Consider the following 20,128-nt stretch of genomic DNA (forward strand, 5'->3'; position numbering starts at 1 on the left):
CGAACCACGCACGCAGATACTCTTCCCACACCGAGCGCCTGGGGTCTCAGGCGTTCGAGATAGGGTCCATCACCTAGCGGGGTGTCGCGACCCGCCAGCAAGGCTCGGACATCACTGAGACACTGAAGTGACTCAGAAACACTTGCCGTAATCGTCGCCAGCCCTGCTTGGCCAGGCATTCCGAGCCATGCTCGAAGCGTATGTGCACGCGCTCGCCAAAAGCGGGTGCCACGCTCTCGGGCAGAGTGAGATCCACGATGAATACGCGCTGCAGGGTCTTCAAGCCGTTCGTGTCGCTCGGCAGGGTGGGTACCGTGCCGCCGGCGTTGAGGCCGAGGGCGGCGGTAGGTAGTTCCTCAACCCCGCCAGGGAAACTGCGCACGATTTGCGAGGCATAGGTCTGGTCCAGCGAATCGCTGAGCCGCAAACGCACACCCGTCAGGTGCCCATGCACCAGGTCGATATCGTCCTGTTGCACCACGACGCGCACAATCAACGCTTGCCGGTCCAGAACATAGCCAATCAGGTCGCCCTTCTTGTAATAGCGCCCCGGCATGTCCTGTGGCGTGGTGGCAACGAGACGGCCATCGTCGCCCGAGCTCCCTACCAGGCGTTCGGCGCGCTGCCGAGTCCGCTCCAGCACGTCGCCCGCTTCTTCCAACTGGCGACCGGATACGGCGGCCTTGACCGGATCGTTGAATTGATCTGCATCGTAGCGGGCCTTTGCCTGCGCATACTTGGCCCCGTTCACCGCCAAGTCCGCCTGTAGCTGCCGGTTGCTCAGGCGATACACCGGCTGCTCGGCATGAACGATTTGCCCGGGTGCCACCAGCCAGTCGGCGAAGAATCCATTTTCACGTGCGTGCAGCATCGACTGGTCAGGTAGCCACACTACGCCTAGTGCCGGCGTGTACAGCGGGATCGGCACGCAGCACAACAACACCAGCGCCGTACCAGCGGCCATGGCCGTGCGGCGCATCGCGCGACTACGGCAATGTTGCAGGGACGCGGCGCCACGCAGGTGCTGCCAGCCCTTGCGCAGAGGCATCCAGATCAGGCTGACCGCGCTCCAGCAGGCCATGGCGACGCCGAAGACAAAGAACTTTCCGGCGACCAGGAACATCACCGACACACTGACGAACGTGCGATAGCACCAAGCTAGCGGCGTATAGATGGACAACCACCATTGCTCGGCATGCGTTTCGTCCGGCTTGACGGCGTCGATGGAGCCAAAGGCGTAGCGATCCAGCAAATAGGTCCACCAAGCCTGTCCGCGTTGCGCCATGTTCGGAATTTCGATCAGGTCGCTGAGGATGTAGTAGCCGTCGTAGCGGAGCAGTGGATTGCCATTGACCAGCAGGGTGGAAACGCCGCCGATCATCATCACGTTGTAGGCCATGGCGCGTACCACGCCAGGTTCGGCCGCCAGCCACACGTACAGCGCTAGCGATGCCAGGAATACCTCCGTGAGGATGCCTGCCGCCGCCACCAGGGCACGGTGGTATTTGGAAGGGAAGGCCGCCGAGGAGGAGGCTTCGATGTAGGGGACTGGTGCGAAGATCAGGAACATCAGGCCCAGTTCGCGGGCAGTACCACCCCATCGCTTCACGGCAAACCCGTGCCCCAGTTCATGCAGCAGCTTCACTACCGGATATACCGCCAGCATCACCAGCAGGTTGCTGGATGACAGCAACCGATCGGAAAGGTTGTCGGTCAGCTCGTGCCAATGCTGCGCGGCAAGCACTGTTGCCGGGAGGACAACGGCCAGCCAGAGCAGGGCGCCGATCGGTCCGAAACACCAACGTAGATAGGGAGTAAGTGCGCCAAGGAAGCGATCGGGATTGAGCAAAGGCAGCTTCAGGCTCATGGGATTGAGCAGCCACTGCTTGACCGTCTCCCAGCGCTTGCGGCGATGGCGATCCAGGGATTCCGCCGAATCGGGAGTGACGTCGGTCTGCAGCAGATCGGCGGCGTGCAACTGGGTGAGCAAATCCACCACTTCCGGCTGCGTGCAAGCATCACGGGATTCGGAGGTATTGGCCCGCTCCCACAGCGCCTGTACCGTGCTCTTGCCGTCCATGCTGGCGATGAGCGCATAGGCGGCGGTCGTCAACCGATAGACACGGCCGCCGGTCTGATCCTGCACCACGTACCACGGCCGTCCGCGGAAGATCACGCGCTGCACGGTGGCATAGGGCATTAGACGTGGCCGCAGTCCGGCGACGCTATGCCAGGAAGGACTGAAGGGCGAGCGCGCCGTCATAACCCCCAGTTCCAGAGACTGAGCCGCAGCCAATCGAACAGGCTATGTAGCAACACCCATCCCAGCGTGCGGCGCCCCACGCTGACCTTGCCCACACCTTCCATGCCAGGCAATAGCAAAGCCGTCCCGTGGGTCAGTTGTGCCTCCACGCGATAGACATTCTTGCCGTCCTGAGCGGTAGCCACCGGCATGATCTTCGCCACGGTGAACGGCATGGGCGCACCGGCTAGCCCATGCATCACCAACTCGCCCGGCTGGCCGACCTGGATCGCGCCAATATCGCGCTCGTCGACCTGAAGGATGATTCGGTAATTGTGCAGCGGTGCGACCTCAAACAGCTTCTTGCCAATCTCTACCGGCGTGCCGATCTGCTGGCTGAGGTCACCACTCACCACCACGCCGTTGTAAGGGGCGCGGATTTTCGTGCGTGCAAGCTTGTCGTTCAGCAGGTCCAGTTGCGCCTGGGCTTCATCACGCTGAGCGCTGACCACCTGGATCGCGGTGAGATCATGTTGCGCCATCGCCTCGCGCAACTTGTTGTCGTACTGATCGCGGTCGCTCGCCCATTTGGTGCGCTCCACCTGCAGGTCGTGATCGTCCAGCTGCGCCAGCACCTGGCCTTCGCTCACCGTGTCACCGGCGCGCACGAAGCTTGCGGTGAGAAAGCCTTCGAACGGAGCGGCTGCTACGCGTTGGATCTCTCCTTCCGTCATGGTCTTGGCAGTGACGCGATAGGAAATAGGAAGAAAGATCAGGAAAGCAAGAGCGATCATGGCCAGCGTGGCGCCAACCTTCCAAACCAGGTAGCGAGGTCCGAGCAGATGCTTCAGAACACGTCGGCTTTCGTCGCCTAGGCGTTGCAGTGAGTTGCGTTCCGCATCGCGTCGTTGCGCGACTACTGGTGCGGAAAGTGCGACGAATGCATCCAGCCATTTGCGCTCGTCCTCGGTGAAGCGCCTGTCATCGCCGCGCTCCAGCGTCAGTACCGCCAGGCATCGCGCCTGCTGAGCAATAGGCAACGACAGCGCCGTCGATGAACCCGTGCGCTGCAACAATGCGGCATGCGCGCGATAACCTTCCTGCGACTCCACCGGCTGGGCCAGGTCGCAGGCCTCGCCCATAGCTGCCACATAGGCCTGCACCAGTGGCGATGACTTCTCGAACGTGGCCGCTTCGGACAGTGCGACCAGCGTTACCTTCGCTTCGCGCACCAAGCCGATGGCCACGCGCGTGCAGCCAAAACGGTGCCGCAACTCGTTGCAGAGATCGAACAGAGCCTGCTGGAAGCGCTCATGCCGCAGGGTGGTGGCGATGGCTTCCAGCACGCCCAGCGACCGCGTGCTCGCCTCCACAGCCGCGTCGTGATCGCGCTTACCCAGCAGATTGCTGAGCCAGGCATTCCCCCAGTGCAGCTCGCGCAGCAGTGAGGGAACGGAGCTGGCATCCGCTATCATCTCCAGGACGACGGCCCCCGCGATGCGCTCATTGACGGAGAGCGGTGTTGCCACATGCAGCAAGCCGGGCTGGTCGGCGACCGGCAGCACGACGGCGCGTCGATCGCCGATGGCGCGTTGCACCGCGGCACTCATTCGCGCCATTTCGGCGTGTGCGGTAGGCCAAACAGCAATCGGCACGAACGCCTGACCACCCTGGGCTTCGACCAGTACGGCGGCCTGACGCGCGTTGGGAAATTTTTCGCAGATCAGCGCAAGCCAGGCGCTGCAGAACGCATCGGACGTGCGCGCCCTGACAAAGCGCTCCCAGTTGTCCTGGACCAGCTCGCCCTCGGGCGAGGCCTCTTCCTGTTCCATGGACATGGGTAGGTTCATGGCGCTTTCGGTGCAACAGTCATTGCGACTGGATCCGCATTGCTTTCGTGATTGATGAACAGGGCATCGAGCTCATCCAGATCGACTGCGCTCAGCTCCCCCAGGGTGGATTTCAACTTGACGTAGGCGGAGAGCTGCTCATAGCTGCCCTTGCGCAGATTGCTTTGCGCGGTAATCCATTGCTGCCGGGCATCGAGGACATCGGCCTCGGTATTCAGGCCGCGCGCAACACCCTTCTGGGCCACCTGTAACAAGGAGCTGGCGGATTCCATCGCCGTGCGTGCGGCAGAAGCCTTGGCACGCCCCGCTCTCCAACTGAAGAAAGCGGACTTCACATTGAGGATCGCCTGGCGCCGGGCGGCATCTCGCTGGTTCAGCGCCTTGTCGCGCTGCGCCAGGGCCTCTTCTACCTTCGCTGACTGCGTACCACCCGAATAGAGGGGCACACTCAACTGCAGGCCGACCGCAAGCTGACGAATGTGATAACCCGGCTGGCCGGGAAAGTTGCCTACGGCCTGATCAGTGTCGCCATAGGTGGCAACCATATCCAGAGTGGGCTGATGGCCGGCGCGCTGCTTCTTGACGTTTTCGTTGGCGGCGGCAATGGCGCGCTCGGCGGCGCGGAGGGCAGGGCAGTGCGTATCGACCTGTTCCAGCCACTCATCCAGGTTGCCTCCCACCAGGTCCGGTATCTTGGCGTCGTTGCGCAAATAGGGTTGCTGCATTCCATCCGCCGATCCGATCCACTGCTCCAGTGCGGCAAGCTTGGTGTCCTGGTCCAGTTCCGCGGAAGCCCTGTCGGCATCCGCGTCCTCGTACTTTGCATGTGCGTCCTCGGCCTTGGGCTCGCTTTGCTGGCCTAGGCTGGCGGCCTTCTTCTCGATGTCCCATTTTGCGCGGAGGGTATCGCGCTGCGCCGTGGTGAACTCCACTTGATCGCGGGCCTGCATCAAGTCAAACCAGGCCGTAGAGACCTTCTGGTAAAGCTGCTGCTCCGCATCGTCCAGTTGATCGCTGGCTTGTGCCTCTTCCTCTTTCGACTGCCGCCACGACGCGAGATCGGCCGGACGCCAGAGGGCCTGGTTCAAGCTCAGTTGATCGCCATTGCTGTGGTAGCGATCGTGCATCACCGGAGGAACGTTGCCCTGCGATTCATAGCGACGGCGATTGCCGTTACTGTTTGCCGTTGCCGTGAGCTGCGGGAGCATGGCGCCCCATGCCTGGCGAGCCCTGGCGTGTGACGCATCGACATCGTCCTTGACGGAGCGATAGCCTGGCTCGCTTTCGTGCGCTAGCGCAAACAGCTCGCCGAGCGTCGTCACCTGCGCTTCCGTCGCGTGGGCATGCGTTGTCACCAGCAACAGTGTGGCTAGCATGAGGGGCCAGTGCCGTCGCAAGCAGGGACCGGACCCTGGGTTATGCACGGCGCGTCTTCCGCCCTGCGCGAAAGCGGGCCAAGTGCCTACCATAGCCGCACGAAGCGGCTTTACCACCCAAAACGTGGCGAGCTTGAAGCACCACACAAATCCCTTTGTTGTCCCCTGTCAGGAAGGATCACCTACTGCTGATGTCGCTATGTGCGACTGCAGTGCCCATCTGCGCGGGCAACGGCGCCTTCTTTGCGCTTTACGTTTTCATTCTCGCATCGCCTCGTCGACCATGCCAAGTATGCCGCGGGGGATGCTGGCTTCAGTTTTACGACAGGTATGTTCAGGATGTGCTGGGTTACCATCACGACAAGCCGGATGCGATGCCGCACGGCCTACTCTTACAGGGAAGAACATGAAGCGCATCATCGGAGCGATCGCGCTGGCGGTCTTGCTAGGCGGCTGTCAAACCTCTGCAACAAAGGTCTCGAACCTGACGCCCGGCAGTCGACCGGACCGCGTCATTGCCGCGCTTGGACAGCCCGACGACAAAACGACCGATGGGCAGTTTGACGTCTATACGTACCGCCATCGCCGCAGCCTTCGCTCGTTGCATCATGTCGATTACACAGTGGTCTTCAGAGAAGGCCAACTCGTGGCGTTTGGCCCGGGGGTGGCAAAACAGAATGATGCCGGTGACATGATGATCGTTCCACCGGCACTCGGGATACTTTGATTTAGTCAGGGGGATTGGACGTGAAGAAGCTTTGTACAGCAGCGGCTGTCGTGGCCGCTGGCATGCTGAGTGCCTGCCAGACCACTGGCGGAAAGATCGCACATCTCTATACCGGCAACTCGGAAGTGGAAGTGCGTGAAACGCTGGGGCGTCCCGATGCGGTACGTGTGATCGGCGACTACGAGGTTTACACCTATCTGGCCCGTCACCGCACGCGTATGTCGCTCGGCCACACCGACTACACCGTAGTGATGCAGGACGGGAAGGTCGTGCAGTTCGGTCCAGGCCTGGCACAACGAGAAGGCGTGCATACGGTAGTCATCGTACCCCCCCATCCAGAACTAGGCGTTCAGGGAATAGGGTGGCGTGGTAGGCCAGTTCTTTACCCGGCTTCGTCTTCGGTTGCTGATGGGTGCCTAATTGTTCGTCAGGCCACAATTACGAGCCTTCGAAAGCGCTCTGGCGAGCGGTGCTCCAATCCTGACTGCCCATCTCAACGAATGGCCCCGGCATGGCAGACGACAAGGCCATCACGCTGGGGGAGGGGCGCCGCCCATATCCGCGCCGCCGCTCCAGGCGGCGCGCGTTACGATGCCACCATGACACCGTCTTAGCGAAAGGGCATTCGCAATGGCATCACAAAGAAAGAAGGCCGGAACCGTAAGGTTTCGGCCTTCTTCGTTTGGAGGTGGAATCGTCCAAGCTAGATCGGTGCGGTTGCGAATCTCGCTCATCATTCTGAGCTTGGCGCCGGACTGACGAGCGAAACAATCACGCCTTGTCGCCTAACCTGGCTGCAGAGTTTCTTCTTCGCGACCGATCACCGGCTCAACCTCTTTGATCATCAGGATACTTACCATCGCGTGATACAGCTGCACGGGCGATACCGGCTTGTGTACCAATGGAATTCCGCTGGAAGTGGCCTCACGCAGTCGCTGTGGTGCCGTGTCACCGGTCACGATGAGCGCTGGCAGTTCGCTGCTGAGTTCGGCTCGCAATGCAGCGATGATTTCCGCGCCTGTCTGGCGCTCTCTTAGGCGGTAATCGCTGATCACCAACTCCGGGCCGTGGCTACGTGCGAGTTGAAGCGCTTCGTCGTACGACTCGGCGACGAAGCAATGGCATCCCCAGCTGCTGAGCAGTTGAAGCATGCCCAGGCGCACCGCTTCGTCATCGTCGATTACCAGTATCCGTCGTCCTGCCATATAGGCCTCAGGTTGAAGCGGCAGGTGGATGGGTAGATCGAAGCTGTCTTCGCTGAAGGCGCCTTGCGCTAATGGCACGCTTACGCGGAACACGCTGCCGCGATCGGGGCGCGAGGCTAAGGTTACAGCGTGCCTCATCGAGCGGGCCAAGCCTTCGGTAATGGCCAAGCCCAGGCCGAGCCCTTTGCGGCGATCTCGCTCGGGATTACCTAGTTGATGAAACTCGCGAAAAACTTCCTTCTGCAAATGTGGCGCGATGCCAATTCCGGTATCGAAGACCTCGATCACCGCCTCGCCACCACGCTTGCGACAAGCCACCAGAATGCCGCCACGCTCGGTGTAGCGAATTGCGTTGGATATGAGGTTGCGCAGCATGAGTTCGAGTAACGCCGGATCTGAAAATATCGCCAGATGGGTTTCCCGGCTGCGATAGACGATGTCCTTGAAATCAGCGTGCTGCCCTAGCTCGGTCTCCAGCTTGTTGAAGAGCGGCTGCAAACGGAACGAGCGCATGTTCGGCTTGATCACACCCGCATCGATGCGAGAGAAATCCAGCAATGTATTGAGCATTTCCGCGGATGCCTGACTTGTCGCGCGTGCATTGTCCAACACCTTGCGTTGGCTGTCGGATAGCTCGCTGCGTGCAAGCACTTCCAGAAACATGCCCTGAGCATGCACCGGTTGGCGCAGGTCATGGCTGGCGGCGGCCAGGAATTTGGATTTTGTGAGGTTGGCTTGCTCCGCCTTGTCTCGAGCAAGCTGCGCGTTATCTGATTCCACGCGTAGGAGCTCAAGCAGTTCCACGTTCTCGAAACGCAAGATGATCGTGTTTCTGATCGATTGGTGCGTATTGCGCGCCAAGGCAATCAAGCCGACCGCGTACAGTGTTATCGCAAACGCGAGCCCTCTATAAGGCGTGTCCACCATACCCAATAGCCATAACTTGCTGGCGACGACGCCCTGCATGGCGATGGCCTGGCCGATATAGACAGGTGTTACCGGCGCCAGCATGGACATGGCGTGACCCGCAATGCCAGCCATGGAGGCCATCACCAAGATGCTGCCCGCGACGCCGGCATGATCCAGCGCGATCCAAACGAGTGAGCCCCAGGCAGCTCCGGCAAGGCTGTTTAATATCACCAGGTGCAAAATAATCCTGCGGGTCTGCTTGATCGTGATGCCACGACTGACCAGATGCCGGGCATACCCAATGCCGACCAGCCGGCAGCCCACGACCGAGGCATACCACGTCAGCAAGATCGGCAGGCTTGTACTTCCACGTAGGAACCAGGCCAGCACGGATGCCATCAGCACACTGGAGACCAGCGAGCTTTTGACGCCACCCAGTAACAGACGAACCTGTTCGACGCGTATCTGTTGTTCGCGCAAGTCAGTGATGGGCGCGCTCAACCGATCAACCCCAAGCGTCGCGACATAAAGGCCGCCTCTGAGCGACTGGATACCTGCAATGCCGCCAAGATGGCCTGTACGTGACCGCGGATCGTGTTCTCTGAAAGGTTCAGGCGTCGGCCGATCATTTTGTTCGACAGCCCCTGGCAAAGTAGATCGAGCACCTCGCATTGACGCGGGGTGAGTTTGGCTGAGCGCACTGCTGATGCGGAGGAGGTGCCCTCCGGCGCCGCTGAGTGGTCGTCCAGCAGCGCGGTGATGGTCTCCAGCATCGCATCCGGTGTTTGAGCCTTCGAAATAAATCGATGGGCTCCTCGTTCCAGCGCCTCGCGTACTGCCTCTGGGTCGTAAAGGGCTGACACCACTACGATTTTGGCCTCCGGCCATTTGCGCTTGAGTAACGCAATGCCTTCCAGGCCATTGAGCCCTTGCAACTGCACGTCAAGTAGCAGCAGGTCGAGCGTATCCGTAGGGGTGCGTAGAGCCTCCGCAATGGAGGCGGCCTCAAAGATCTCGATGTCCTTCAGGCCGGCGGTTAGCACCATGGCAATGCCGGAGCGAAACAGCGTGTGGTCGTCGATAAGCAGGAAACGGGTGGGGCTCACGGCGTACTCATCGAACTCGAAGACCAACACTCTACAGCCGTTTTGGCGTTGATCAATCCAAATGGACTATAGGGGGCACAGAACCCTGCCTATAGTATTTGGTGTGATGTAAGTCAGGTGCAAGTCACACATTTACTCACCCGTAGCGCAGTCCGCCTGGGTGAGCTGCTGAAATTATCGGGGGGCGTTCTTGCGACCTGTTCATGGCGATGCGCCTAACTCTCCCATCATGACAAGCCGCTTTAGTACGCAGGCACTGGCTTCCGACAAGCAATAGTTGGCTTGGCGCGAACGATTGGGGCATGTCGTCGATGTACCGGTTTCGCAACGGTTGCGCGCGTTTCCACCGATGCTCGACGGGACTACGTCTTTCATCTGTTCGTAGAAGGTCAAGGCGACAACGTAACGGGTATGCGCAAGAAGCGCAGCGCAGCGAATGCGCTCAGGGGGATGGATGGAGCGTCGGTTTCACTTTATTTCGGGTCTGCCTAGGTCTGGGTCTACCTTGCTGTCGGCCATTCTGCGTCAAAATCCGCGTTTTTACGCGGGTATGAGCGGGCCGATCGGCGGGGTGTTCAATACCTTGCTGGGCGAACTCGGCGGGCGCAACGAATACTCGGTGTTCATCAACGATGAACAGCGCCGCCGCATGCTCAAGGGCCTGTTCGATCAGTACTACGGGCCTGAGTTCAGTGCTGACGTGGTGTTCGACACCAATCGCATCTGGTGCAGCAAGCTGGGCCAGCTTAAGCCGTTGTTCCCGCACGGCAAGGTGATCGCCTGCGTCCGCCACGTGTCATGGGTTATCGACAGCATCGAGCAGTTGATCCGCAAAAATGCGTTCCAGCCCTCGTCGATTTTCAACTACCAGCCTGGTGGCACTGTTTATTCGCGCAGCGAAGGCGTTGCCAATGGCGACGGCATGGTCGGCTTTGCCTACAACGCGCTGAAAGAAGCGTATTACGGCGAAGACAGCGAAAATTTGATGTTGCTGCAGTACGAAACGCTGGTCGGCGATCCGGCTCGCGCGATTCAGGCGGTCTACGACTTCATCGAAGAGCCAACCTTCACGCATGATTTTGAGCGTGTGAGCTACGACGCTAACGAGTTCGATCTGCGCGCTGGCACGCCTGGTCTACATACCGTGCGCGAAAAGGTCGCGCTGCGCGAGCGAACCAGCATTTTGCCTCCCGATGTTTTTCGACGATTTGAGAACGATGCCTTCTGGAGCGATTCGCAACTCAACTTGCGTGGAGTTCGGGTGATTTAAGTCGAACTGCGCAGCGACTGATTCGCATGCGTAGTTTTCTAAAACGTTTCTAAGTCACCGCATGAAGGGTACGGCATCGCCGTGCCCTAGGACTTCGTGCGCCATTTTTTCGAGCGAGCACGTCTCGCTAGGTCTTTAAACAGGGGATCTTTTCAATGAACCGTATTTACCGTCTGGTTTGGAATCGCTCGTTGCGTGTACTGCAGGTTGCTTCCGAGCTTGCGCATTCCTGCTCGGACAACAGTACTCAAGGTGAATCCTCTTCGCCGACCGGTCCGCGTCGTGCGCTGGCGATCGCTTGTGCAGCGGCCTTGCTGAGTGTTGTCTCAGCGATAGCGCCTGTAAACGCTGCGGCGCAGACGCAGATTGCAGGGGGCAATGGCGGCGGCGTTGGTGGCAATGTTGTTGGTGGCATCGGCGGCAGTAGCACCGGCGCCGTTGGTGTTGCCGGAGCGAATGGCGCTGGTGGTAGCAGCGGTTATTACGGTGGCGGTGGCGGTGGCGGTGCAGGTGCCGCTGGTGGCAACGGCGGTTTGAGCAGCAGTGGGGGAGGTGCAGCAGGCAGCGCTGGAAGCGGAACCATTACTGCTGGTGCGACGCACACGGGTGGCGCGGGTGGTTCGGGGGGCAACGGTGCATATCAAGCCTCAAATCCCAGCACCGGCGGTGGCGGCGGTGGCGGCGGCGGTGGTGTGGGTTTTTTCGGGAACGGAGCCACGATCACTACAACGGGCACCTACGTGGGTGGCGCCGGTGGAGGCGGTGGTAATGGCGTCGTGGTCAGCGGCGGCGGTGGTGGCGGCGCCGGCGGCTTTGGAGCCCAGTTCACGACGGGCTCGTCACCTGCGGCCAGCCTGGGAGTGTCATTCCAAGGCGGCAATGGCGGCAATGGTGGTAACGGTTATTCGGGTGGCTCGGGTGGCGCTGGCGGCGTCGGTGTCAGCCTTGGCCATAGCATCTCACTGACCAATAACGCCGTCATTAGTGGTGGCAGGGGTGGCACGGGTGGCGCGGCTACCGGCGGTGGTGTGAATGGTGCTGGCGGCGCAGGCGGTGTGGGCCTCATCGGCACCGGCAACGACTACATCGCCAATAGCGGCGTGATCCAAGGTGGCGTTGCGAATGGCGGTAGCGGTGCACAGGCGGACGCCATCGACTTCAGTGGTGGCAGCAATACGCTGGAAATTCAAGCGAACTCCCAGATCAGCGGCCACGTGGTCAGCACCAGCGGTAGCGCCAACGGTGGCGATACGTTGGTGCTCGGCGGCGATAGCAATGCAAGCAACGGCAATTCCTTCAACGCTGCGGAGATAGGCTCCGTTGGCAGCGCAGCCCAGTACCAAGGCTTCAATAACTTTCAGAAAAACGGTGCGAGCACCTGGACCCTGACGGGCACGGCGACCGGGCTCACGCCGTGGACCATCAACGCGGGCACGTTGGCTATTTCCGCTGACGCCAGCCTCGGTCTCGGCACGGGCACGTTGACGTTGAACGGCGGTGCGCTGGAAACGACCGCAAACGGCACATCCTACCGTGGCGTCATACTGGGTACATCCGGCGGCACTTTTACAACGGATGCTGGTACGAACTTCACCGTTGGCGGTGTGGTGAGCGGTACGGGGGCATTGGTCGAGAATGACCGCGGCACACTGACGCTTACGGGCATCAACACCTACACCGGTGGCACAACCATCGGCGCTGGCGTGTTGGCACTCAGCGGCGCCGGCAGCATCGCTACGTCGAGTGGTGTGTTCAACAACGGCACGTTCGATATCAGCGGCGCAGTCAGTGGCGCTTGGATTAAGTCGCTGGGCGGTGGTGGTACGGTGAATCTCGGGGCGAGAATGCTGAACCTGACCAACGCGCAGGGCGATGCGTTCAGTGGTTCGATCACTGGCACCGGCGGCCTCACGCTGACCAATAGCACCGAGTTTTTGACCGGTAACAACACCTACACCGGCAGTACAACGATCAGCGGCAACTCGCGGTTGTTACTCAGCGGCAGTGGCAGCATCTCCACCTTGAGCAGTGTGATCAACAGCGGCTGGTTCGATATCAGCAACACGACCAGCAGCGGCGTTTCGATCAATTCGTTGACCGGGTTGGGTAATGTGATTCTCGGGTCGCAGACGCTGACCTTGCTCAATGGCTCTGGATTTTCTGGTCAGATCTCTGGCACAGGCGGCCTCACGCTGGCATCGGGCAACCAGTATTTGAACGGCGCCAACCTCTATACCGGCAGCACAACCATCAGCGGCGGCACGCTGTATCTCCAAAGCAGCAGCGGCAGCATCGCCACGTCGAGCAGCGTGATCGACAACGGCACGCTCGATATCAGCAACATGACCACCGGCGGCACGTCGATCCAATCGTTGAGCGGTACTGGCGCGGTAAATCTCGGTGGGAAGACGCTGACCCTGACCAACGCAGGCGATACGTTCAGCGGTTCGATCATCGGAACTGGCGGCCTCACGCTGGCCGGAGGGCACGAGACGTTGACCGGCACCAGCAGCACCTACGCTGGTGGTACGACGATCAATGCCGGCACGTTGAGTATTGCCGCAGACGCCAGCTTAGGTAGCGGCACGTTGACGCTGAACGGCGGTGCGCTGGAAACGACCGCGAACGGCACATCCAGCCGTGGCGTCATACTGGGTGCGTCCGGTGGCACTTTTACAACGGATGCTGGTACGAGTTTCTCTGTCGGCGGTGTGGTCAGCGGTACGGGGGCGTTGGTCGAGAATGGCGGCGGCGCACTGACTCTTGCGGGTACCAACACCTACACCGGCAGCACAACGATCAACGCAAGTGTGTTGGCACTTAGCGGCGCTGGCAGCATCGCTACGTCGAGTGGCGTGATCAACAACGGCACGTTCGATATCAGCAACACGACCAGTGGCGCTTCGATCAATTCGTTGAGCGGTGCTGGTGTATTGAATCTTGGGTCGCAGACGCTGACCTTGACCCATGCGGGCGATACGTTCAGCGGTTCGATCATCGGAACCGGTGGCCTCACGCTGGCCGGCGGCCACGAGACGTTGACCGGCACCAATAGCACCTACACCGGCGGTACAACGGTCAACGCCGGTACGTTGACTATTTCCGCAGACACCAGCCTCGGTTGGAGCAGGTTGACCTTGAACGGCGGTGCGCTGGAGACGACCGCAAACGGTACATCCAACCGTGCCGTCATATTGGGTGTGTCCGGTGGCACGTTTATAACGGATGCTGGTACGAGTTTCTCCGTCGGCGGTGTGGTGAGCGGCACGGGTTCGTTGGTCGAGAATGGCGGCGGCACGCTGATCCTTGCAGGCATCAACACCTACACCGGCAGTACATTGATCAACAACGGTACGTTGGCACTCAGCGGCGCTGGCAGCATCGCCACGTCGAGTAGCGTGATCAACAACGGCACGTTCGATATCAGCAACGTGGCCGGTGGCGCTTCGATCAATTCGTTGAGTGGTGCTGGTGTAGTAAATCTCGGGTCGAAGGCGCTTACCTTGGCCAATGCGGGCGATAGGTTTAGTGGTTCGTTCAGCGGCAGCGGCAGTCTCGCGCTGGCCGGGGGCCACGAAACGTTGACCAGTAATAACAGCGCTTACACCGGCGATATCGCGGTTAACGCCGGCACGCTGACTGTCGATGGCAGCGTCGGCGGCAATGTCGATGTGAAATCGGCTGCCACCGTGGGTGGCTATGGCACGATCGGCGGCAACGTCACGATTGAGGGTGGCGGCACGCTCGCTCCGGGTGATCAGAGCGTGACGACGATGGTCGTGGGCGCGCTGAACGTAGGCGGCAATCTGACCATGCAGCAAGGCAGTGCCCTCAACATAGGGGTTGGCACTCCAGGCGCTACCCTGTCTATGCCGGGCAGCGGCGACAGCGTGAACGTGACGGGTAACCTTGCTCTTAATGGCGCCACCGTCAACGTCAGCGGCGCCGCCAACATGGGGCCAGGGATGTATAGCATCCTCAAGTACAGCGGTACGCTGACGGAGACGAATGGTGGTCTTACGATCGGCAACGAACCGTCGGGAGCCGCGCTTTCTGTTCTGACGTTGACCGGCGACCACCAGATCAATCTGCTCAACACCGGATCGATGGTGTTGAATTTCTGGAACGGCAATGGTCTCGCTTCGTCGACACAGATGGGCGGTGGCAACGGCACCTGGTCTGCGATATCGCCGAACTGGACCGATGCCAATGCCGATGTGTCGGCACCGATGTCGCCACAACCGGGTTTCGCTTTATTTGCGGGCGCGGCCGGCACGGTTACCGTCGATAACAGCGCTGGTGCGGTGAGCGCCAGCGGCATGCAGTTCTTCACCAATGGTTATGTGATGAACGGCAGTGCGCTGACGCTCGTCGGCACTAATGGAGTCGCGCCCATCATCAATGTGGGTGATGGCACCGCGGTCAGCGCCAGCGATGTGGCGGTCATCAACAACGCGTTGGCTGGCAGCGCCGGTCTTACCAAGTCCGGTTACGGCACGCTGGTTCTTACCGGCACCAATACGTATACCGGCGGCACCACGATCAGCGACGGCACGCTACAAATCGGTAATGGCGGTACGACCGGTTCCATGGTTGGCAACATCATTGATAACGGCTCCCTCGTGTTCGATCACAGCGACAACGTGATCTTTACGGGTGGAATTAGCGGCAGCGGTAGCCTGACCCAACAGGGCAGCGGCAGCCTGACCCTGGCCGGCATGGGGGCGCTGAACGGCGGGGCCACGGTTGCGGCCGGCGCGCTGGTGCTTGGCAATGGAAACAAGTCTTCGGGCTATTCCATCCTCGTCGGCACGAGTGGTAGTGACGGCACATCAATGGAAACCACCGCAACGAATGGTGGCACCGGTGTAGCCCTGGCCAGCGGAACGAAATTCACCAACACCCTGAACGGTCAGGCCTCTGGTGGTGCAGGTGGACAGGGCGGTAGCGCAGGTATTGCCGTCGCCGGCGGCAACGGTGGCGCGGGTGGTATGGGTGTCAGTGGCAGTACGGTCGTTGTGGCGAATGCCGGCAACATCAATGGCGGCAATGGTGGTCAGGGTGGCAGCGGTGGCATTGGCAATGGGCTGCTTACTGACTCGACCGCACTCAGCATCGGTGGTGCTGGCGGAGCGGGCGGTAACGGTGGTGTCGGTGCCGGCTTGGGCGACAACGCCAGTTTCACCAACACGGGTTCCGTGAGCGGCGGCGCCGGTGGCACGGGTGGGGTCGGTGGCGTGGGTGGATTTACGCCCCCCACCGATTCGCAGTCAGGCGCTTTGATGTCGGCGGGCACCAGTGGTGCCGGTGGGCAGGGCGGTGTCGGCGTGAGCATGGGCAGCAACGCGACCTTCGACAATGCCAGCTACACGACGATCATTGGCGGCACCGGTGGCGCTGGTGGAAATGCGTCGTCAGGCAATGGCCCCACCGGTGCGGCTGGTAATGGTGGCGCGGGTGGCACAGCCCTGATTCTGGGCGCATCGCCGATCGTGGCCACTAATGCTGGCAACCTGCTCGGTGGTCAGGGCGGTGCGGGTGGCGTGGGCACGCCGATGGGCAATCCAGGCCAGCTTAACTCCGCCGAGGGCTTTGCTGGCTTTGCTGGTTATGCCGGCGCCAGCGGCGGTCAGGGTGGTGCCGGCGCGCTTCTGCTGGCGGGTGCGGCACTCACCAATAATCAGATCATCTATGGCGGTATCGGTGGCGCTGGTGGTGCCGGTGGGGCTGGCGGTATCGGTGGTAATGCCGTGGGCACGAAGGCCGCTGCGGGAGGCGCTGGCGGTATCGGTGGTGACGGTGGCATGGGAGGAGTGGGCGTCAGTCTGGGTCAGAACGCATCCCTTACCAACAATGGCGATATCAACGGTAGCCAGGGTGGGTCTGGCGGTACCGGTGGCAATGGTGGCGCTGGTGGTACCGGTGGTGCCCCAGGAGCCGGAGGCAACGGTGGTAACGGCGGTAATGGTGGTGCGGGTGTGAGTGGTACGGGCTTCGCGCTTACCAACTTCGGAACCATCCAGGGTGGCTATGGTGGCTACGGTGGTTTTGGTGGCAGCAACGGCACCAGCGTTGGTAACGGTGGTAAAGGCGGTAACGGCGGCGCGGGTGTGAGCGGTACGGGATTCGTCCTTACCAACAACGGGGCCATCAACGGTAATGGCGGCGGCTCGGGTGGCGACAATGCCTGGAACAGCAGAGATAAGGGCGGTAACGCTGGAAACGGCGGCGCGGGCGTGAGCGGCACCGGCTTCACCGTGACCAACAACGCGAATGCGTCGATCACTGGCGGCTACGCTGGCTCGAATGCTGGCCATGGTGCGGCCGGCCTCGCTGGTGCGGGCATCAGCGGTTCAAGTTTCACGGTTACCAATAGCGGAGCCATCACTGGCGGTAGCGGCGGTTATAGCGGTTATAGCAATAGCAGTAACGCCGCCAACGGTAGCAGCGCGGGTGGCGCCGGTATAAGCGGCTCGAGTTTTGCGCTCACGAATAACTCAAGTGGAACGATCACCGGTGGCGAAGGCAGCGGTGGCCAATACGGTGACGACGTTAATAAGGAATCTGCTGCGCCTGGCATGGGTGGCAACGGCAGCGACGGCGGCGCGGGTGTGAATGTCATTGGTACGGGTACCAGCCTCACTAACAGCGGAGCCATAACGGGTGGCGTGGGCGGTCAGGGCGGAACGGGTGTCAATGCACAGGGGGGGCACCACCCGTAGCAATGGCGGTAACGGTGGCACCGGTGGTAACGGCGGCTCTGGCGTAGACGGCACCGGTTTTACCCTTACCAACAGCGCAGCGATTAGCGGTGGCGAGGGCGGTGCTGGCGGGCTGGGCCGTTTTGGCGCCAACGGCGGTAACGGTGGCAATGGGGGTAACAGCGGCGCGGGTGGTTCCGGCGTAAGCGGTACAGGCTTTGCCGTTATCAATAGCAGCGGCGGGACCATTGCCGGAGGTAATGGCGGTGCCATCGGCGTGGCTGGTGGCGGTACGCCTGTCGGTACCAATGGTCTCGGCGGCAACGGTGGCACCGGCATCAGCGGTTCGGGCTTCACCTTGACCAACAACGGTAGCGTTGTTGGCGGCAACGGCAGCGAGAGCTCCACTAGCAGCAACGTGGGCGCTGGCGGCGTAGGCATCATCGCTACAGGTAACGCCATGGTGATCAACGCCGGCACGATTAGTGGCGGCAAGGCAGGTGTTGTTTCCGTAACTCATCCCACCGGTCCGGCGTTCGTAGTGGCCTCCGTTCCTGTTTCTGCGGCTACCGGCGCTGCGGTAAGTACCGGTACTCAAGTCGATGCCATTGACTTCTCTGGCGGTGGTAACACGTTGGTGATCGAAGCGGGCTCGATCATTACCGGCAACGTAGTCAGCCGCAGCGGCGCTACGCACGGTGGTGACACTCTGGCGTTGGGTGGCAGCACCAATGCGACCGGTGGCAATAGCTTCGATCTGGCGCAGCTCGGCGCCGTCGGCAGCAGTGCGCAATACCAGGGCTTCAACGTGTTCGAGAAAACCGGCAGCAGCCTCTGGTCGCTGACCGGCACCACTACGGCCGTGAGCGCATGGAGCATCGATCAGGGCACGTTGTCCCTGACGGGTAACGCTGCGCTGGGCGCAACCAGCACCATGACGGTGAACGCCAGCGGTATCTTCGATATCGCCGGTATCAGCGGCTCGGGCACAACGATCGGTGACCTCACCGGTGCGGGTAGCGTCAATCTGGGTGCCAAGACGCTGACGCTGGGTACGTCGAACAACACGACGTTCGCTGGTGTGTTGTCCGGCTCGGGCGGTTCCGTAGTCAAGCAAGGCAGTGGCACGCTGATCCTCAATGGCATCAACACCGCCACCGGTGTGGCGACGGTCGATGCGGGCACGCTGGAAGTGGGTGATGCCGAGCACGCCACTGCGGTCTGGGGCGGTAATGTCACCGTCAATACTGGCGGCACCCTGCGCGGTCACGGCACCATCGACGGCAATGTCACCAGCGATGGCACGGTGTGGCCGGGCGGCTCCATGGGTGTGTTGACCATCAATGGCAACTACACGCAGAACGCCGACGGCACCTTGCAGATCGACCTGACACCGACCCAGGCATCGCAGCTGGTGGTCAACGGCACGGCTAGCCTGGCGGGCACGCTGGATCTGATCTACGCGCCGGGTACCTATAGCAACAGCACCTACACCCTGGTGCAGGCAAAAAACGTCAGCGGTACTTTTGCGACAGTGAACAGCACTGGCACGGGCCCCGCGCAGGTGACCTATACCGGTACGCAGGCCAACCTTGTGCTGACAACGACCGCGACGCCGCCGACAACTCCCACCTCGCCGGTGCGTGTGGCTCCGCGTGATGCGGGCCTGTACGGCAACCTGTTGCTGACCCAGAACCTCACCGCTCAGCGAAATTTGAGCTCGGTGCTGGATGCCTCGTTGCTGAGTCGTGCACCGTCGTGTCAGGTACAGAACGCATCTTCGTCGGCCTGCCAGGATGGGTTGTGGATGCAGTCCACCGGGTCGAGCCTCTCCGTGGATGGATCGAGCGGTGTGAACGCCACCGGCTTTGGTTTGCTGGCGGGGGCTGATCGGGCGGTCGGCGATGTGATTCATCTCGGTGTGGAAGCGGGTGTGGGGCAGACCAACGCCACCGATCCGCTGGGCGGTAGCGGTCGCGTGCAGCAGGCTCACGCGGGCGTGTATGCCTTTGCCGATGCTGGCCCGCTGGTACTCTCGGCCACCGCCGATGTGGCCCACAACAGCTACCGTGTGTCGCGTGAAACCGGGATCGGTCATGCCGTGGCCAACCCGGATGGCAATGCGACCTCCGCCGGTGTACAGGCCGCCTGGCCGATGCAGCTCGTGTCGTGGCAGGTGGTGCCCAAACTCGGTGCGCTGTATCAGCACCAGAGCTTGGACGGCTTTGATGAAAACCTGCCCAGCAATAACCCGCTGGCACCGGCCTTTACGGTGCAGGGTTCACGGAGCACGGCTAACACATTGCAACCGTATGCCGCGGTGTCGTTCACAAACACGTTCCGCTTCCAGGACATCACCTATGTCCCGCAGTTCAACGTGGGCTATCGCTACAACACGCGCAGCAACAGTTCGCCGACGGTGCAGATGACTTCTGAAGACGGCACGGTGTTCGCACAGCCGGGTGTCGCGCTGGGTCGTGGGCTGGGTACCGTGGGTGCGCGCATCACGGCAGAAGCGGGTGCGTCGTGGAACGTGTACCTGGATTACCAGGGTATGTTCGCCAGCCATATGCATGACAACGCATTGACGTTCGGCTTCACCAAGCACTTCTGAGTTTAGGAAACGAAGGGGCCATGGATGGCCCCGTTCTGCGACCATCAATTCAGCAGCCGATGGCGGCATGCGTTGGGCGTTCGCTGCAATCGTAGTTTTCGCGAGCCGGTGCTGGATCAGCATCTGCT

9 protein-coding genes are annotated in these 20,128 nt (G+C 61.2%); 4 read left to right on the top strand and 5 right to left on the bottom strand.

Annotation, left to right across the window (positions count from 1 at the left end; genetic code table 11):
- Window positions 1–73: 73 nt before the first annotated feature.
- From DYST_RS01605 to DYST_RS01615, 3 genes are read right to left on the bottom strand one after another with little or no spacing between them, the layout of a single operon-like run.
- A complete protein-coding gene (locus tag DYST_RS01605) occupies window positions 74–2,200 on the bottom strand; it encodes a M50 family metallopeptidase (protein ID WP_239949544.1) in 2,127 nt (708 codons plus the stop codon).
- A gap of 59 nt (window positions 2,201–2,259) precedes the next feature.
- Window positions 2,260–4,092, bottom strand: coding sequence for an HlyD family efflux transporter periplasmic adaptor subunit (locus DYST_RS01610; RefSeq protein WP_239949546.1), 1,833 nt, complete (start codon window positions 4,090–4,092; stop codon window positions 2,260–2,262).
- Complete coding sequence (locus DYST_RS01615) at window positions 4,089–5,561, bottom strand: TolC family protein (protein WP_343214849.1); 1,473 nt, start codon at window positions 5,559–5,561, stop codon at window positions 4,089–4,091. Before DYST_RS01615 ends, DYST_RS01610 begins: the two co-directional genes overlap by 4 nt.
- A gap of 313 nt (window positions 5,562–5,874) precedes the next feature.
- On the opposite strand from DYST_RS01615, the gene DYST_RS01620 reads away from it, so the two are divergent.
- A complete protein-coding gene (locus DYST_RS01620) occupies window positions 5,875–6,195 on the top strand; it encodes a hypothetical protein (RefSeq protein WP_239949550.1) in 321 nt (106 codons plus the stop codon).
- A gap of 785 nt (window positions 6,196–6,980) precedes the next feature.
- On the opposite strand, the gene DYST_RS01625 is transcribed toward DYST_RS01620, so the two are convergent.
- Together DYST_RS01625 and DYST_RS01630 are read right to left on the bottom strand one after the other, a co-directional pair.
- Window positions 6,981–8,708, bottom strand: coding sequence for an ATP-binding response regulator (locus DYST_RS01625; RefSeq protein ID WP_343214871.1), 1,728 nt, complete (start codon window positions 8,706–8,708; stop codon window positions 6,981–6,983).
- Window positions 8,709–8,806: 98 nt separating this feature from the next.
- On the bottom strand, window positions 8,807–9,415 hold the full coding sequence (locus tag DYST_RS01630) for a response regulator (RefSeq protein ID WP_239949552.1): 609 nt from the start codon (window positions 9,413–9,415) through the stop codon (window positions 8,807–8,809).
- A gap of 454 nt (window positions 9,416–9,869) precedes the next feature.
- Between DYST_RS01630 and DYST_RS01635 the strand changes: the two genes are divergently transcribed.
- From DYST_RS01635 to DYST_RS01655, 3 genes are all read left to right on the top strand, one after another.
- Window positions 9,870–10,685, top strand: a complete 816-nt coding sequence (locus DYST_RS01635; protein ID WP_239949554.1) for a sulfotransferase family protein — start codon at window positions 9,870–9,872, stop codon at window positions 10,683–10,685.
- Between the two features lie 155 nt (window positions 10,686–10,840).
- Window positions 10,841–17,407: an autotransporter-associated beta strand repeat-containing protein gene (locus DYST_RS23915; protein WP_275666911.1), complete on the top strand. Its 6,567-nt coding sequence runs from the start codon at window positions 10,841–10,843 to the stop codon at window positions 17,405–17,407.
- On the top strand, window positions 17,382–20,000 hold the full coding sequence (locus DYST_RS01655; RefSeq protein WP_239949556.1) for an autotransporter outer membrane beta-barrel domain-containing protein: 2,619 nt from the start codon (window positions 17,382–17,384) through the stop codon (window positions 19,998–20,000). The genes DYST_RS23915 and DYST_RS01655 overlap by 26 nt, the downstream gene beginning before the upstream one ends.
- Window positions 20,001–20,128 lie beyond the last annotated feature (128 nt).

The sequence above is a fragment of the Dyella terrae genome (genome assembly GCF_022394535.1).
Lineage (GTDB): Bacteria > Pseudomonadota > Gammaproteobacteria > Xanthomonadales > Rhodanobacteraceae > Dyella.

Coding starts and splice junctions, on each gene's coding strand:
- DYST_RS01605 (WP_239949544.1), bottom strand. CDS start 2,200: ATGCCCTATGCCACCGTGCAGCGCGTGATCTTCCGCGGACGGCCGTGG.
- DYST_RS01615 (WP_343214849.1), bottom strand. CDS start 5,561: ATGGTAGGCACTTGGCCCGCTTTCGCGCAGGGCGGAAGACGCGCCGTG.
- DYST_RS01620 (WP_239949550.1), top strand. CDS start 5,875: ATGAAGCGCATCATCGGAGCGATCGCGCTGGCGGTCTTGCTAGGCGGC.
- DYST_RS23915 (WP_275666911.1), top strand. CDS start 10,841: ATGAACCGTATTTACCGTCTGGTTTGGAATCGCTCGTTGCGTGTACTG.
- DYST_RS01635 (WP_239949554.1), top strand. CDS start 9,870: ATGGAGCGTCGGTTTCACTTTATTTCGGGTCTGCCTAGGTCTGGGTCT.
- DYST_RS01610 (WP_239949546.1), bottom strand. CDS start 4,092: ATGAACCTACCCATGTCCATGGAACAGGAAGAGGCCTCGCCCGAGGGC.
- DYST_RS01625 (WP_343214871.1), bottom strand. CDS start 8,708: ATGGCATCCGTGCTGGCCTGGTTCCTACGTGGAAGTACAAGCCTGCCG.
- DYST_RS01655 (WP_239949556.1), top strand. CDS start 17,382: ATGCACAGGGGGGGCACCACCCGTAGCAATGGCGGTAACGGTGGCACC.